The following is a 16,336-nucleotide window of genomic DNA, read 5'->3' as shown; positions in this document are numbered from 1 at the left end:
AAGGCCTCTTTTTTTTGCGCATTCGCACATATTATTCAATATTCTCTAACAAAACGCGTAAGCTATAGAGGATTTCAAGTGGGAAGGCAGAATTCTGTATATATCCGGGCAAGCTGGATGATAACAGGTGACAAGCATGATACAAAATAATCAAAAGGCGATGGTGATGTTGTCCATGGATATGCAGTATCGAATTGAAAAAGATTTTCTGGGGGAAAAACAGCTTCCTGTGGAAGCCTATTACGGAATTAATACGGTTAGGGCGGTAGAGAATTTTCCGATCAGCGGGGTACCCATCCATGCAGAATTGATATCTGCACTGGGCGAAGTTAAGAAAGCCGCAGCCCTGGCGAACATGGAGCTTGGCCTGCTGCCGAAAAAGATAGGCAGTGCCATAATAGAGGCGGCAGACGAGATCATCGCGGGCAATCTCCGTTCCGAATTCATTGTCGATTCCATTCAGGGCGGAGCAGGCACTTCGATCAATATGAATATGAATGAGGTATTAGCGAACCGAGCGCTGGAGATTTTGGGGAAACAGAAGGCCGAGTATTTCTACTGCAATCCTAATAATCATGTTAATATGTCGCAGTCCACGAACGATGCCATTCCGACGGCGATCCGAATCGCGTCTTACCGTCTGACACAGGATTTGCTTGAGGTGTTCCGGACCTTGGTTGCCGGCATTCAGGAGAAGGCCAAGGAATTTGATGATGTCATCAAGATGGGGCGCACGCATCTGCAGGATGCGGTACCGATTCGACTCGGACAAGAGTTCGGGGCTTATGCCAATGTTCTGACTCGTGACATCAACCGGATCGAGCGGGCCGCGCAAGGCTTGTTAGTCGTTAATATGGGGGCGACCGCGGTGGGTACGGGGCTTAATGCAACACCGGACTATATGCACAGTGTCGTCCAGCATTTAATTGAGCAGACAGGCTTCTCCTTGAAGCAAGCTGAAGATTTGGTCGATGCCACCCAAAATACCGATGCGTATATGGAATTGTCGGCTGCGCTCAAAGTGTGTGCCGTGAACTTCTCGAAAATGTGCAACGATATCCGCTTGATGGCTTCCGGCCCGAGAGCGGGCTTGAACGAATTGAACGTACCTGCAAGACAACCGGGTTCGTCGATTATGCCGGGCAAGGTCAATCCGGTGATGGCCGAGGTCATGAACCAGGTGTCGTTCCAGGTTATCGGCAATGACCATACGATCAGTTTGGCATGCGAAGCCGGGCAATTCGAGCTTAACGTCATGGTTCCTGTCGCAGCGAACAACTTGATGCATTCCCTCAAAATCCTGAAGAACGGCATGGATGTGTTCTACAAGAATCTGATGGTCGATCTTACGGCGAATAAGGAACGCTGCAAGTACTTCGTGGATAACAGCTACGGCATTATTACGGCATTGAACCCGCATCTGGGTTATGACGTAGCCTCCAGACTCGTGAAGGAAGCGCAGAAGACAGGCCAAAGCATCAGGGAGATTATTCTGGAGCAGGGTCTTTTGACAGAGGAACAGATCCAGGTCATTCTGGACCCTTATCATATGACATCCCCAGGTATTGCCGGAGAAGAGTTCCTGCTGAACCAATAAGGTGTACCCTCGTTTGATCGATACGAAGAGCCGACCAAGATGTCATCTTGGATCGGCTCTTTTTTGGTGCTGTCAATTATCTCTGACAGATGTTGTAGATAAAGGCTTATGAAACCGTGTTAGCTATTTGCAACAAATGACCCGCAGTGCAAGGGTGTGATGGGTGTTATGGATTGTTGAGTGCGGCTATAAGAGAGGCGATGATGTTCTTCTCGGGATCATCCAGCTCCTTGTTCATTTGCCATTGCTCGAGCTCTTCTTTCACCTGTGCAACATTCTGATAACCAAGATGGTAAGCAATACTGGATATGACGCTTTGCCTAATATCGTTGTCACTCAAATCAGCGAGTGCTCGAACTACGCCCTCCGTGTCCCTGGTAAACCATTCTCCCTGCGATGGCAGCATATTGCTCGGCAGAGGCACCGTCCAGATTGGTGGTTGCCAGAAACAGGCTCCTGTAATGTTCGGGTTTGATATGGGACCGGTGAGTATACAGCAGCTCAAGAGTCTCCAATGTTTTGCCATTGCTCAGGCGGTTGTATTCTGTCCAGTCCATGCCTTCCAATTGAGCAAGCATGTTCGTGACCTAATCCTCGGTACTCATGTCTTCTCCTTCATATAATGAAAATACGTTTTCCGCCGTACTGTTGTAGTCCGTCACTGCAGTTGTCGGAGGATCAGATGATGGGGCCGGGGCTTCAGCTTGATTGCTGGAACAGGCTGTTACAAGAAATAGAACGGCCATGAGGAACAAGTAAGCCATATTGGGTTTGAACATGGATTCTCATCTCCTTTACATCCTAAACGGATCTTTGCTGTAAATTTGTTACATCAACAGGAGGAGAATATAAGAATATGTTTCCAAATATCTGCTCATCCCGTATACCTTGATAAATGTTAAGATGAAAGCTGCCATGTTTACATTCGCATTAAGTATTACTGGCAGGCTCCATTTGCCGATAAAAGTGATAGAATAAACGTTAGGTTACATTAATGTGGCAGTATGATAAAAAGGGGTATGTGGTTTTGGATAATCGATGTGTTGAAATAACCGATCAGGAGATCATTCGGCAAACGAAGCAGCAGTGTATAGACAAGGGGATGAACCCGGAGCTGGTTCCAACACATACGAATCGATTGAATGACGAAGTATTGGCCGCAAGACGTGCAAAATATAAAGAATACATCGAAGTGATACAGGTTTTCGTGAATAAGTTCCTTTCTTCCGGATCAGGGAACCCTGTCGTGATTACGATTACGGATAACGAGGGATTCATTCTTGATATGGAAGGGGACCCGACCATCATAGAAACAGCCCGGTATTTGGGTATCACCGAGGGCAACGGCTATTCCCAAGAAGACGGTCCAAGCTCAATTGATCTGTGTCTCCGGTACGAACGGCCGTTTACGTTGATAGGAGAGGACCATTTTCATCACATTCTTCACCGTATGGCATGTTATTCGGCTCCCTTTTACGGCGAGGATGGGAAGGCGATCCTAGGAACGATCTCTCTAATGACGAACAGGGAGTTTGTTCACCCGCATTTGCATGCTTTGTTGTGCACGATGGCCGATTCCCTGGAACGGGAGATGGTTACCCGCAAACAGAACACGCAGCTGCAAACCTTGAATCAGGTGCTTCTCGGAACAAATCATTATGGCGTGATCATTACCGATGCAAAGGGTCAGATTCTGGAGATGAACGAAACCAGCTTAAGCCTGCTGTGCCCGGACGGCGGCAGTGATAGGAGACGAACCCAATATGTGGGTCGCTCGGTGTTTGGTATTAAACCGATTGGTGAGTACTATGAGCGTGTGATACACAGGCAGCAAATCTGCATCGGAGAAGAGCTTTCGCTTGAGATATCCGGAAACATGAATCACTATATACTGGATGTTCAGCCTGCTTACGACCGTGAGGGACAGCTCATGCGGGTGGTAGGTTTTCTTCGTGATATTACGGAGTTGAAGCGTACGGAGGAAGTGCTTCGGAATACGGAAAAGCTGGTGTTTGCCGGTCAGGTTGCCGTAAGCATCGCCCATGAAGTGCGTAACCCGCTCACCACGGTGAAGGGAATGCTCCAGTTGGCGAATAAGGAGGGCTGTCTTCGGCACTATGACCTGATCATGTCCGAACTGGAACGGGCCAATCTGATGGTAGGGGAATTTATGATTTTGGGCAAGCCCCAGGCTGCGGTCTTTAAGCTTGAGGACTGCGGCCAAATTCTGGATGAGGTGCTCCACTTGTTTGCGATCCAGGCGGAGCTTAGCGGGATCGAGATGACCCGAAACATCGGGCAGAATGCTACGATTCTATGCGACCGGAACCAGATTAAGCAAGTTTTTCTTAATATTCTGAAGAATGCGATGGAAGCCTTGCCGCATGGCGGGAACATTCACATTCATCTGGATGTGCAGGAAGGATATCAACGCGTGATCTTTACGGATAACGGCTCCGGCATGACGGACGATGTGCTTCAGCGGATTGGGGAGCCATTTCATACGACCAAGCCGGACGGCAATGGCCTTGGCATTATGATCGTCCACCGGATCATGGAGAGCCATAATGGCCGGATTGTCATCCGGAGCGAGGAAGAGCGAGGGACATCGGTCGAAATAAGTCTGCCGATCTCGTAATATGTCGATACTTAGATAGGTGTAACTTGTTGTGATATTATGCTAAATTATTAGAGGGTTTTTATATCCACACTACGAGGTTGACATCTAAAGGAGGATTTTTTTCTTGGATTGGCAGGATATCCTATTTAAGTTTGTAGGCGGCTTGGGCATTTTTCTGTTCGGCATCAAGTATATGTCGGACGGACTGCAGAAGTCAGCAGGAGACAAAATGCGCGGGTTGCTGGAGAAATACACGTCCAACCCGGTGCTGGGCGTGCTGGTCGGTGTCGGTGTCACGATTCTGATTCAATCCTCATCAGGAACGACCGTGATGGCGATCGGACTGGTCAATGCGGGACTGATGACACTTCGACAAGCCATAGGCGTTATTATGGGCGCCAACATTGGCACAACCATGACTGCATTTATCGTGGGGATCAAAATTGAAGAATATGCACTGCCCATTATTGCGGTAGGGGCGTTCTTTTTATTTTTCTTTAACAAGAAAAGATTCCAATATATTGGCCAAGTGATTTTTGGCTTTGGTACCCTGTTCCTAGGGTTGTCGACTATGGGCAGTGGGGTGAAGCCGCTTAGTCAGCTTCCTGCCTTCACGGATTTTATGATCCAGCTAAAGGACCAACCGATCCTGGCTCTTATTGTTGGTACTTTGTTCACGGTGATTGTGCAAAGCTCCAGCGCGACCATCGGTATATTGCAGACGATTGCTGACGAAGGCATGATCAGCCTGCAAGGATCGCTGCCGATCCTGTTTGGCGATAACATCGGGACCACCATTACGGCAGTGCTTGCTTCGATTGGCGCAACAGTCGCCGCAAAGCGAACAGCCTTGGTGCACGTCATCTTTAACGTCATCGGTGCCATTATCTTCATGATTCTGCTGATTCCCGTGCATTCTCTGGTGGCGTGGCTGGGTGAAGGCGTTAATATCCGTATGCAAATCGCGTACGCTCACGGCATCTTCAATACGACCAATGCCCTGATCTTCCTGCCTCTAATTCCGGCGCTGGCATGGTTCGTAACCAAGATCATTCCGGGCAAATTGCAGGAAATTGAATTCAAGGCGATCTATCTGGATGAGCGTTTACTGGCAACGCCGGCGGTTGCTTTTGGACAAGCCCAGCATGAAATATTGCGTATGGGGCAATATGCTCGCGAGACACTCAATGATGCATCTACCTTCTTTTTTACCAAGGAATCTCGGGTAGGGGAACTCGCCCTGCAGAAGGAAGAGCTTATCAACGAATTGAATCGGAAGATTACGGATTATATGGTGAAAATCCAGCAGCAGAACGGATTGCCCGAAGGGGAGTCCGAAAAAGCCTCCGGTTGGTTCCAACTGGTGAACGATATTGAGCGTATCGGCGATCACGCGGAAAATATCGTGGAGCTCTCCGAATTCAGCATCAATAAAAAGGTTGAGTTCTCAGAGGAAGCCGGGCGTGAGTTGAAGGAAATGTTATCCCTGGCTGATAAGGCAGTGGAACGGGCGCTGACTGCGTTAGAGCATAATGACGTGGCCGCGGCTCAAGAGGTGCTGGACTATGAGCGGCAATTAGACGAGATGGAAGTTAGGTTCCGCAAGAGTCATATCCAGCGGTTGAACCAGAATCTGTGCACAGGAAACTCTGGAGCGGTCTATCTCGATATTCTGAGCAACTTGGAACGTGTCGGAGACCACAGTAAGAACATCGCTCAGTTCGTCATGCACGAGGAGTAAGCTTAATCGATATGGATTCCATAGAAACAGCGCTGGCCAAGCCAGTCCTTAGAACTCAGGGACAGGGCATGCCAGCGCTGTTTGTTATGGGATAAAGTACTTCATCCTTATTCCCAGTAACGGGACATAATGTCCGTAGCCCATTCGGGCTGCTTGGTCTGCGTCTTCGGCAAAAACTCCTCCATGACAGGTTTGATATCAACGACGGGAGTCCCGTCTATGGCATCCAGCCCTTTTACGAAAACGGACCTGCCCTCTCTGCTTACCAACTCCACCATGGTGGCTCCTAGCTTGTTGGGCCGGTTCTTGCCCCGCTGGGCGAAGATACCGACCTTGGGAAAGTTCGGATTATTTCGCGGGTGTCTCGCCGCGTACTGGATGCTGTCGTCCTGGACGAGATGGAATACATAGATGATTTCAAGGTGGCTGAACGTTTCAATCCCATCCAGGGAGCTTTCATCCCACGCTTCGCCCAGCTTGATCTCCGAGATGACATCCCCCCAGTAATCATCCTGAATCGCCTTTCTTTCGTTATGGACCATTCCGATCGCCTGTATCGTATACATGCATTAACCTCCTTCAGGTTATCGTTCCTTCATATAAACTTCCGGCGTTTTACCGATCACCGCTTTAAAATCCCGGATAAAATGCGACTGGTCGTAATAGCCCATGTCCATGGCCAATTGCAGTACATCCTGTTGATCAAGGCCTTCAAGCATTTCGGCGGCATTTTGCAGCCGGTACAGGCGGATCACCCACTTAGGGCTTACCCCGACGTACTGCTTGAACAGGCGCTGAAGTGATCTCGGGCTCATCTGGAACCATTCGCTAACCTGCTCGACCCGGATGATGTCCCGGTTGTGATGAATGTGATCGATGATGGTATGAATCCGTTCGATTTGTTCGTCTTCTTCGGGGAGAACACGGCGGATAAGCTCCTCCATGTACCTGACTTTTTGCTCCGGTTCTTCTGCGGTCAATAGCTGCTGTTCCAGCGCATGGGGGTCGACTCGGAGAATCTCCATGGTCCCTATGGAGGAATCCGTCAGACGGTCCATGGGCGTGTTCACGAACGGATAGAATCCGCCGGGTCTGAACTTGATTCCGAATACTTGGCCCCTCCCCTCCAGACGGTGGGAATGCCTGGTGCTGGATACGCCGTAAAAAGCGGTTCGATGAGGCTGAACGACCAAGTTTGCGCAAGGATTAGGAACAACATCCTGCAGATGAGGCTCCTGGCCGGTTAAATCCCAATGAATGATCCAGTAATGCTTGATGAAATAGGAAAGGTCGCTGGATGGGGGAACTCGCAGGAGCTGGAACTTCTCTCCGGCTCTTTTCATGTTCAAAATGCCAAGGCTGGACTGATGAGGATGCTGAATCATGGATATAAACACCTCCAATTATCCGTAACAGGCTGGATCGATAGACCACTGATCACTGGCCTCATACGGGACTTGTGCTTGAAATGATTTGAAGTGATTCCATAGGTTGCAGCCTGTCGCATTTTTACAATACTTGGATCGCAGCTGCTTGATAACATCATCATATCACAGGAGGACAAGTCGGTCTTCCTGCGCATTTTATAGAGGGTAGGAGGAAACTGCATGGAGCCGTTGCAATATGATTTCTATATCGGTGCTTCGCCGGAGAAGGTATGGGATGTCTTAATTTCGCCGGAGGGTACGCGGGCCACCTTTTTCGGGAGCGAACTGAGATCTTCATTTGAAGTCGGGGAGCCTTATGCTTATGTGGGTCCGGGGAATGACGGGGAGGAGACGGTTCATGTCTATGGGAAGGTTCTGGCTTATGAGCCGCAGAAGACACTGAGTCTGTCCGAGCATCCGGGGCCGTCGTATTATGCCAATCATGAGGAGCTGGAGTCTCGGATTACATTCACTCTTGAGCCGGTAGGGAACTGTACCAAGCTGACGCTCGTCAATGATCAATACACGCCAAATCACCCGTCCCGTGCCAAGGCAGCGGATGGCTGGTGGATGACCATGAGCATTCTTAAGACCTATGCGGAGACGGGGAAAACCCTGGATTTAGGCTGGTAGCCACATGGTGAATAATCGCATATGGCCGACAGCAACCAAGCATCCGGCTGGACTGTACCGTACGCATGATGCATGGAATCGTTATATCCCAGGAAAGAAAGTCGATTAAAGAGCCGTAATGGCTCTTTTTTTACGGGGGTTTATAGAGGCAGGCAGCAGGCGTATAAGTCGTTAATTCCTTCACCGTGTGTTTTTATAGGAGGTTTGGAGTCTGAGCAGTCAGAAGCCTATTTACGGTGTGTACCAGCAGATGGATAGATTGTACCAATAAGGGAAACTCTATACCTAAAAAGGAAGGGAGGTCCAAGGGTGAGCTGGATCATGATTTTGAAGGCGGTGGGAATTATTGTTGCCGGAACCATCCTATTCCGGATCGGCGGCAGGAAATCCATCTCACAGATGACCATTACGCAGGTTGTCATTATGATCGGGATTGGTTCATTGCTCGTACAGCCTCTAAGCGGTCAGGGCTATTGGGTTACGATCGGCGTTGCTACCGTCCTCATTCTCTCTATGGTTATTATGGAGTACATCGAGTATAAGGCTGACGGGCTGGAGACGTTAATCTCCGGTAAATCGGTGGTGGTCATTGAACACGGCAAACTTCATGAGGCCAACCTCGACAAGCTGAGACTCACGGTGGATAAGCTGGAGATGAGGCTAAGACAGGCGGGAATCGCCAATATTTCGGACGTGGAGTGGGCTACGCTGGAGGTCAGCGGAAATCTGGGATACACTTTGAAGAGCCATAAGCAACCGGCTACAAAAGAGGATATTAACCAGCTTATGGCGCTCATTCGCCAGATTGTACCTGTCCCTGCCACACCTCAATCGGAGACCAGCTCCACTGCCAGCCTCTTCTCTGAAATCAAGAACGGCCATCAGTCGAAAGTGCCGGAGAAATGGCAGTAATTAGAACTGGAATGAAATGACGAATCAGTTGAGAACCAAAAGTGGGAGTTGCTTCGCTTTTGGTTCTTTCACTTGCCAAATTTCCGATAGCGGGTATGATTTAGGTATCCATGCCGGTTTGCCGATAAGCGGCTTCCCGGCAATGGGAAAGATGGGAGTGAATGAAACATGACGGAGCGGAGGCAACTCTCTGTCCAGCAAATTCGTATCGGTATTATCGGAACCCAGACGATCGTTGATAAAATTATGAAGGTCATTGAAACCTTTCCTTCCTTTGACCCCGTACCGCTTGTTTTTCAGGATGATGGCGAAGCGCCGGCACTGGCTGAGCGGATCGGAGGCGAGGTTGAGGTGTTGTTCCTCTCGGATCCGCTGACCCAGCGCAAGGTGAAAGAGCTCGGACAGTTCTCGATCCCTGTCCATTATGTCCCCGTCACGGACGCGGGTTTATATAAAGCGTTGTTCCATGCCGGGCAGCGGGGAAGACTGGCTGGCGGCATATCGGTGGATACTTTAACCGAGACGATGGTGGTCCGGACGATAAGGGATCTGGGTATCCCGGCCGTACAGGCCGCCATTTACGATGGACCGGCTTATGCCCCGAAGGAGAACCTGATTGCTTTTCACCGTCTACAATATGAATCTGGCGCGTGCTCCGTTGCGTTCACGGGTGTGGAAGCGGTGGCCCATGAGCTGACGAGGCTCGGGGTCCCTAATGAGTGGCTGCTGCCTTCCGATCAGGATATCGTGGTATCGCTGGAGCGGGCTTTGCTGTCTACGGCATCCCGCCGCAGCAGGGAAGGCCAGATCGTGGTCGGGATGATTAATATAGATGATTTTGGAACTCAGGCGTTAAGACGGAATAATGAGCATGAGGTGCAGAAGCTGAAGCTGGACATTCACCGGATGGTGCTCGATTATGTGGAATCGCTGGACGGCTATCTGACCCATCTGGGCGGGGACGAGTATTTGTTCTTCACGACACGAGGCATCTTTGAACGGGAAACCGGCGGTTATAAAACGATCCCCTTGGCTAAAGACGTAAATAAAACCTACGGTATTTCGCTCAGCATCGGCATGGGCTTTGGCCAGTCGGCCAGCACGGCGGGAACCAATGCGCGAATCGCGATGCGGAAATCCAAGGAGGTGGGCGGCAACGCCTGCTTTATCGTGCGTGAGGATGGCACGCTGATCGGACCGCTGGAGATGTCCGACCCTGTGCAGGAGGTGCTGTCCTTTACGGATGCAGGGCTGATCAAGCGGGCAGAGGACGCAGGGATGACGAGCGCCTACTTGAGCAAGCTGCTGAACCAGCGTGCCCGTTCGGGTAAATATGAATACAAGGTCCATGAGCTCGCTCACCTGCTGGACATTACCGTCCGCAGTGCACATCGGCTGCTCCAATTGTGGACCGACAACGACTTGGTTGAGATAGCCGGAATCGAGAAGGTGCCGAGGGGAAGGCCAAGGCAGATATTCAGATTCGCGTTTTTGGAGTAGCGTTGTGAAATAACTTTGGGAACACTGGCGCCTCTTCCGTTATGCGACGGAGGAGGCGCCTTTCCGGTATGGTCCCGCTTGGAGAGTTTTTTTAGCGCGTCTGCAACCTTCCAGATGATGGAACCGTTAGTAGATAAAATGGAATATATTTGTCTACAGGGGGTTGAAGTATGGGAAAGCGGGGTTCATGGATTGCTGCTTTGATGCTAATCGTATTGCTAGTCAGCGGCTGCTCATCGGGTTCTCAAGACAAAAGCGCCGGAGGTGCCGCGCCCATCGAAAAGCAAGTAACATCGACGGATCAAGCCTCAAACAAAACAGATGGAGGTGCGGCGAAAGCCGAAAGCGAAACGGCGGATAAGAGCAAGAACAGCGCCGAGGAGCCGGCATCGGCGGATGCTGAGCTTCCGAATATGCCATCGCCTGCCCAGACTTCCGGCGCAGGGTTTAACCCACAGGATTTGTCAAGCGGCCTTAACCAAAAGCTGATGTACAAAGCGAATATCGTAATGGAGATTCAGGACTATGGAAAAGCGCAGTCGGAAGTCCGGAACACAGTGACGCTTTCCGGCGGTTATATTGTTAATTTCAGCGAAACCCAGTCCAGCAGCGAAAAAGGCGGCACGTTTATTGTGAAAGTTCCTGCGAACGGTTTCTCCTCCTTTATAGACCGTTTGGAGAACATTGCGCATGAAAGCCTGCAGCGAAGCATCGAAGGGCAGGACGTGACTGAGGAATACATCGATTTGGAATCCAGGCTCAAGGCCAAGCAAATCATGGAGGAGCAGTACGTCGCCTTCATGAAAAAAGCGACCAAAACGACCGACCTTGTCGCTTTTGCCAACGAGCTGGAGCGCATTCAATCCGAAATCGAGCAGATGAAAGGCCGGATGCGTTACATTGACCAAAACGTGTCTTACTCTACGGTAGAAATCAGGCTTTACGAGTCGCCCCAAAAAAAGGATGATCCCAAAGCGTCCACCATTCAAGCGCCGCTCGGACAGCGGGTTTCCCAAGCTTTTCAGGGCAGCATCGATGTGATCACCATCATCATCCAATGGATTATCGTCATCCTTTCCGGCTCGCTTCCCTTATTGGTCATCGCGGCCTTCGTTCTGCTCATCCTATGGCTGGTGCGAAGATCGGGGCAGCGGAAACGGGAAGAGGCAGCCCGAATACGAAAGCTGCTCAATAACGGACCGACATCTGAGCAAGGGCATCCGGAAGGTGACAAGGACGAGGAAAAACGATTGAAAGACGAGTAACGGCAAGAGCAGATTCGAATACGTCAAAGAACGATCATAAAATCCAGAGGAAGGGCAAGGCAAATCTTCAGAACCACCTTTCTGGAATAGGATATCAAATATGTATTATAATGGAGGACGAGGTGATCGTGATGAATAAAACGAAGGTCAAATTTACCCGCGTTGAGAAAATTGTCATCTTCACGATGCTGGGGCTGGCAGCCTCCTTTATCATTGCCTTCCTCGTGCTTCGACACATCGTGCTGAACGTTTCGTTTGCTCCCTGAGACCAGGGAGCTTTTTTTAAGAGATAAGAAAGTATAAACATTCGAGGCTTAGTATCTCTATCTCGCAAGAAAAACTTCCTCTAAACTCGGTCTGTCTACCTATTTAAAGACGATTTAAAGATTTGTCTTTATATCAATTGGGGCCGTATGATGAAGAAGAATCATCAATCGGAGGAGGAGATTGTTCATGTTAACCGTTGCAGAATTAGAAGCGAAGCTGGCGGAGCCTTCAGCACAGCTTGTTGCCGATCTGGCATCTTTGGAGGGGGATATTCTTGTGCTGGGCGTCGGCGGGAAAATGGGTCCCAGCCTTGCAAGGCTGGCGGCCAACGCCGTTCGGGAAGGCGGTGGCGGCAAACGGATCATCGGCGTATCGCGGTTCTCGAACCAGGAGGCTAGACGTGAGCTGGAGGAGGCGGGCGTTCAGACGATTTCGTGCGACCTGCTGAACGATGGGGAACTGCAGCAACTGCCCGAGGCTCCAAATGTGATCTACATGGCGGGCAATAAATTCGGCACGACCGGCCGTGAATATTTTACATGGGCGATGAACTCGTACTTGCCGGGCCGGGTGGCCGAGAAATTTAAGCAATCCAGAATGGTCGTATTTTCATCAGGAAATGTGTACCCGTTCTCGCCGGTGGGCAGCGGCGGAGTCAACGAATCGGTAGCGCCGGAGCCGGTCGGAGAGTATGCGCAGTCCTGTCTCGGCAGAGAGCGCGTCTTTGAATATTTCTCCCACCAGAATGGTACGCCGATGGCGATTTACCGCCTGAATTATGCCATCGACATGCGGTACGGCGTTCTGCATGAGCTGGCCAGATCGATCCACGAGGATCGGCCGATTCACCTGGCGATGGGGCATGCGAATATCATATGGCAAGGAGATGCCAACGAGATGGCGCTCCGTTCGCTCCTGCACTGCAGCTCTCCTCCGGAAACTATCAACATTACCGGACCGGAGACGATGTCGATCCGCTGGGCGGCACAGGAATTGGCGGCACGGATGGGCAAGGAAGTGACCTTTACGGGTACGGAATCCGAGACCGCGCTCCTGAACAATGCTGCGAAATCCCACCAGCTGTTCGGTTATCCGAAGGTGACTCTGCTGCAGATGCTGGACTGGACCGCAGCATGGGTGCAATCGGGCGGCGAGAGCTGGAATAAGCCGACTCACTTCCAAGAGAGAAAGGGGAAATTCTAATGAGCGGACAGGTTCCTGCAACTCAACGTTTAGCCCCCGAGAAGCTTAAAGCCCTGCATGAAGGGCTTGTTATACCGGGTCACCCGCTTGCTTTGGATGAGAACCGGAAGCTGGACGAACGACGCCAGCGGGCATTAACGCGCTATTATGCGGCATCCGGTGCGGGCGGTGTTGCCGTCGGCGTTCATTCAACCCAATTCGAGATCCGCGACAAGGGCATCGACTTGTATGAACCCGTGCTGCGACTTGCGGCAGAAGAGGTTCGCAAGGCGGATCTAGATCGGCCGTTCATGATGGTGGCCGGCGTCTGCGGCCCCACGGAGCAGGCTGTAGAGGAAACGGAGATCGCCCGCAAGCTCGGCTATGACGCCGTCCTCCTCAGCATGGGCGGTTTGAGCGGCTGGAGTGAAGAAGACATTCTAGGGCGGACGGAGAAGATTGCGCAGAGGATGCCTGTGATCGGGTTCTACCTTCAGCCGTCGGTTGGCGGCAACATCTTCTCCTTCGACTTTTGGCGCGCCTTCGCCGAAATTCCGAATATCGTTGCAATCAAGATGGCTCCCTTCAACCGCTATCAGACGATTGACGTCGTTCGTGCCGTCTGTTATTCGAGCCGCAGAGATGACATTGCGCTCTATACGGGGAATGATGATAATATCGTCAACGATTTGCTGACGACGTATCAATTCCAAGTGGATGGGACGCCGGTCACCAAGCCTATCGTCGGCGGTCTGCTCGGTCATTGGGCGGTCTGGACCAAGAAAGCGGTAGAGCTGCTGGAAGAAATCAAGGAGGCGCGTACAGAGGAGCGATTCGCGAAGGAGTGGCTCACACGCAATGTGGAGATTACCGACTCCAATGCAGCCTTTTTCGATCCCGCACATCAGTTTGCAGGCTGTATTCCGGGCATCCATGAGGTGCTTCGCAGGCAGGGGCTGCTGCAAGGAACATGGTGCCTGAATCCGCATGAAACGCTGTCTCCCGGGCAATCTGAAGAGATTGACAGAGTCTACCGCGATTATCCGCATTTGAACGATGACGAATTTATTCAAGAGCACTTGGAAAGTTGGCTGGCGGACTGATACAATGAGGGCAGAATAGTTGAAAGTGGGGAATCGCGCATGCGGTTTAAAGATGTGTTTTCTATTATTGGGCCCAGTATGGTGGGGCCGTCGAGCTCTCATACCGCTGGGGCCGTGCGGATCGGAAGGGCTGCGCGGCGCATATTTGGAGCATTCCCCGATCAAGCGGAAATTGTGTTCTACGGTTCTTTTGCTGAAACCTACCGCGGCCACGGCACCGATCTGGCTGTCGTAGGCGGATTGCTCGATTTTGCCACGGATGATATGCGTATCCGGAATTCGATCGAGCTTGCGGAGGCGGCAGGCATCGAACTTAATTTCAAAACGGCGCAGAATGTGGCCTTTCACCCGAATACCGTGGAGCTGAGGCTAACGGACGGCGACCATACCGATGTCATTGCAGGCGCTTCCATTGGCGGAGGCAGTGTTGAAATGCTGCGCGTGAACGGTTTCGACGTCAAGTTTACGATGAATTACCCGGTGCTGCTGGTCTTTCATGATGATACGCCGGGCATGGTCGCGCATATCACCCGGCTCCTGGAGGCCGGCGGCGTCAACATTGCCTATATGGACGTGGACCGCAAGGGAAGAGGCGGCGATGCCATGACGGTGGTGGAGTCGGATGAAGCGGTCCCGGCTGAGTTGATGAAGCATATCGAAGGGCTGCCGAGCGTGCACCGCGTCGTCGTTGCGGATTTGACAGTAGAGGAGGCGCAGTCATGAAGTTTTCTACGCTGGAGCAAATCATCGTATGCTGCCGGGAGGACCAGGTTACGATCGGCCAGCTGATGCTGAATGAGCAGATCAAGGAAACCGGAAAGAGCAAGGAAGAGACGTTTAAACAAATGGCCGATTATTATGGCATCATGAAGGAAGCGGTGCACCGGGGGATCCATGAACCTGTTCCTTCCAAAAGCGGACTGACCGGCGGGGATGCCGTTCGCGTACATCAATATATGAGCAGCGGGGTGCCTGCGCTCGGTACCGACGCTTGCACGGCACTGGCCTACGCGCTGTCCGTGTCCGAAGTGAATGCCTCCATGGGGCGCATCGTGGCTACGCCGACAGCAGGCTCCTGCGGCATTATCCCCGGCGTATTTGTCAGCACGCAGGAGCGCTTCGGCTGGGAAGACGAGCATCTGGTGATGGGGCTGTTCAGCGCAGGCGCGATCGGCTACGTGATCGCCAATAATTCGTTTATTTCCGGTGCGGAGGGCGGCTGTCAAGCCGAAGTGGGCTCAGCCATCGGCATGGCGGCAGGCGCTCTGACAGAGCTGCGGGGCGGTACGCCGGAGCAAGCGGTTCATGCCGTTGGACTTGCACTGAAAAATTCCTTAGGGCTCATCTGCGACCCGGTTGGCGGACTGGTCGAGATTCCTTGCATCGTGCGCAACGGCTTCGGCGCCGTGACCGCGCTGGCGGCATCGGATATGGCGCTTGCCGGAGTACGCAGTGTCATTCCATCGGATGAAGTGATTGACGTGATGCTGGAAGTCGGCACGGCCATGCCGTCCAAGCACAGGGAAACGGCGAAGGGTGGACTTGCGCAGACGCCGACAGGCAAAAAAATCCTGAAGGATTTGTACGGCAAGGAAGGCAAGAAATTACGGGAAAAGGGTGCCAAAGCCAAGAAAGACGAAACGGATGAATGAATTCACTCCCATTTTCTTATAACGCCTAAGGCGTCAGCTTCTCTAATATACGATGAGGAAGAGAAGAAATTTAACATACTCCGTGAGGGATTTCGTTATGAAATTCCTCACTTTTTTTATCTATTTCTACCGCTTTAGCATTTTCCACCTGCCCAAAAAGCCTGATATCATGCGGGTTTTTGGCCTTTTATTCGCTTGATCGAGAAAAAACACCATCTCGCAGAAATACGCTTCTTTACGAATCGTGGAAGCGTTTTTATGATGTGGATGGGTAGAAAAATCCGTACCGGGGATCGGCATCGGCTGCCCTAAAGATTTTAGAATATTCCCTGCGTTCAGCTGGGGATCTTCCCCAACAAGGAGGAGTGATAGGAAGCGTCTTGCATTTGCAGTGCGGACCGGATGAGTAAGCAAACATACACAGATGAGTGGAAATG

The 16,336-nt window shown here is 51.3% G+C and carries 17 protein-coding genes; 12 read left to right on the top strand and 5 right to left on the bottom strand.

Annotation, left to right across the window (positions count from 1 at the left end; translation table 11 throughout):
- Positions 1 to 136 precede the first annotated feature (136 nt).
- Positions 137 to 1,597 (top strand): aspartate ammonia-lyase, encoded by a 1,461-nt coding sequence (aspA, locus tag AK95_RS23165; RefSeq protein ID WP_235613212.1) that lies wholly within the window; start codon positions 137 to 139, stop codon positions 1,595 to 1,597.
- Positions 1,598 to 1,763: 166 nt separating this feature from the next.
- On the opposite strand, the gene AK95_RS34980 is transcribed toward aspA, so the two are convergent.
- The 3 genes from AK95_RS34980 to AK95_RS34970 are packed head-to-tail and all read right to left on the bottom strand — an operon-like array spanning position 1,764 to position 2,376.
- A complete protein-coding gene (locus AK95_RS34980) occupies positions 1,764 to 1,937 on the bottom strand; it encodes a hypothetical protein (RefSeq protein WP_235613211.1) in 174 nt (57 codons plus the stop codon).
- A gap of 1 nt (position 1,938) precedes the next feature.
- Positions 1,939 to 2,175 carry a hypothetical protein gene (locus tag AK95_RS34975; protein ID WP_235613210.1) on the bottom strand — a complete coding sequence of 79 codons (237 nt, stop codon included), beginning with the start codon at positions 2,173 to 2,175 and terminating at the stop codon, positions 1,939 to 1,941.
- 9 nt (positions 2,176 to 2,184) lie between these two features.
- Complete coding sequence (locus AK95_RS34970) at positions 2,185 to 2,376, bottom strand: hypothetical protein (protein ID WP_235613209.1); 192 nt, start codon at positions 2,374 to 2,376, stop codon at positions 2,185 to 2,187.
- Positions 2,377 to 2,618: 242 nt separating this feature from the next.
- Between AK95_RS34970 and AK95_RS23155 the strand changes: the two genes are divergently transcribed.
- Complete coding sequence (locus AK95_RS23155; protein ID WP_235613216.1) at positions 2,619 to 4,235, top strand: ATP-binding protein; 1,617 nt, start codon at positions 2,619 to 2,621, stop codon at positions 4,233 to 4,235.
- A gap of 106 nt (positions 4,236 to 4,341) precedes the next feature.
- The gene (locus tag AK95_RS23150; protein WP_071222264.1) at positions 4,342 to 5,958 is read left to right on the top strand and encodes a Na/Pi cotransporter family protein; all 1,617 of its coding nucleotides are present in this window, start codon (positions 4,342 to 4,344) and stop codon (positions 5,956 to 5,958) included.
- A 107-nt stretch (positions 5,959 to 6,065) separates the two neighbouring features.
- On the opposite strand, the gene AK95_RS23145 is transcribed toward AK95_RS23150, so the two are convergent.
- On the bottom strand, positions 6,066 to 6,524 hold the full coding sequence (locus AK95_RS23145) for an SAM-dependent methyltransferase (protein WP_071222263.1): 459 nt from the start codon (positions 6,522 to 6,524) through the stop codon (positions 6,066 to 6,068).
- An 18-nt stretch (positions 6,525 to 6,542) separates the two neighbouring features.
- The gene (locus tag AK95_RS23140; protein ID WP_071222262.1) at positions 6,543 to 7,343 is read right to left on the bottom strand and encodes a helix-turn-helix domain-containing protein; all 801 of its coding nucleotides are present in this window, start codon (positions 7,341 to 7,343) and stop codon (positions 6,543 to 6,545) included.
- Between the two features lie 222 nt (positions 7,344 to 7,565).
- Between AK95_RS23140 and AK95_RS23135 the strand changes: the two genes are divergently transcribed.
- The 9 genes from AK95_RS23135 to sdaAA all read left to right on the top strand — a co-directional run bounded on the left by AK95_RS23135 (position 7,566) and on the right by sdaAA (position 15,899).
- A complete protein-coding gene (locus AK95_RS23135; protein WP_071222261.1) occupies positions 7,566 to 8,018 on the top strand; it encodes an SRPBCC family protein in 453 nt (150 codons plus the stop codon).
- Positions 8,019 to 8,327: 309 nt separating this feature from the next.
- Entirely contained in the window at positions 8,328 to 8,930 is a 603-nt protein-coding gene (locus AK95_RS23130) for a DUF421 domain-containing protein (protein WP_071222260.1), read from the top strand.
- Between the two features lie 168 nt (positions 8,931 to 9,098).
- A complete protein-coding gene (locus tag AK95_RS23125) occupies positions 9,099 to 10,430 on the top strand; it encodes a hypothetical protein (protein WP_071222259.1) in 1,332 nt (443 codons plus the stop codon).
- Between the two features lie 170 nt (positions 10,431 to 10,600).
- Positions 10,601 to 11,695 (top strand): DUF4349 domain-containing protein, encoded by a 1,095-nt coding sequence (locus AK95_RS23120; protein WP_071222258.1) that lies wholly within the window; start codon positions 10,601 to 10,603, stop codon positions 11,693 to 11,695.
- Positions 11,696 to 11,826: 131 nt separating this feature from the next.
- On the top strand, positions 11,827 to 11,961 hold the full coding sequence (locus tag AK95_RS35175; RefSeq protein ID WP_256720511.1) for a hypothetical protein: 135 nt from the start codon (positions 11,827 to 11,829) through the stop codon (positions 11,959 to 11,961).
- A gap of 187 nt (positions 11,962 to 12,148) precedes the next feature.
- Complete coding sequence (locus AK95_RS23115; protein WP_071222257.1) at positions 12,149 to 13,165, top strand: NAD-dependent epimerase/dehydratase family protein; 1,017 nt, start codon at positions 12,149 to 12,151, stop codon at positions 13,163 to 13,165.
- Positions 13,165 to 14,247 (top strand): dihydrodipicolinate synthase family protein, encoded by a 1,083-nt coding sequence (locus AK95_RS23110; RefSeq protein ID WP_071222256.1) that lies wholly within the window; start codon positions 13,165 to 13,167, stop codon positions 14,245 to 14,247. Before AK95_RS23115 ends, AK95_RS23110 begins: the two co-directional genes overlap by 1 nt.
- Positions 14,248 to 14,286: 39 nt before the next feature.
- Positions 14,287 to 14,970: an L-serine ammonia-lyase, iron-sulfur-dependent subunit beta gene (sdaAB, locus tag AK95_RS23105; protein ID WP_071222255.1), complete on the top strand. Its 684-nt coding sequence runs from the start codon at positions 14,287 to 14,289 to the stop codon at positions 14,968 to 14,970.
- Positions 14,967 to 15,899 carry an L-serine ammonia-lyase, iron-sulfur-dependent, subunit alpha gene (sdaAA, locus tag AK95_RS23100; protein WP_071222254.1) on the top strand — a complete coding sequence of 311 codons (933 nt, stop codon included), beginning with the start codon at positions 14,967 to 14,969 and terminating at the stop codon, positions 15,897 to 15,899. The genes sdaAB and sdaAA overlap by 4 nt, the downstream gene beginning before the upstream one ends.
- Positions 15,900 to 16,336: the final 437 nt, after the last annotated feature.

This window comes from Paenibacillus sp. LC231, assembly GCF_001860525.1.
GTDB lineage: Bacteria > Bacillota > Bacilli > Paenibacillales > Paenibacillaceae > Paenibacillus_AQ.
This window is presented reverse-complemented; position numbering and strand designations above follow the sequence as displayed.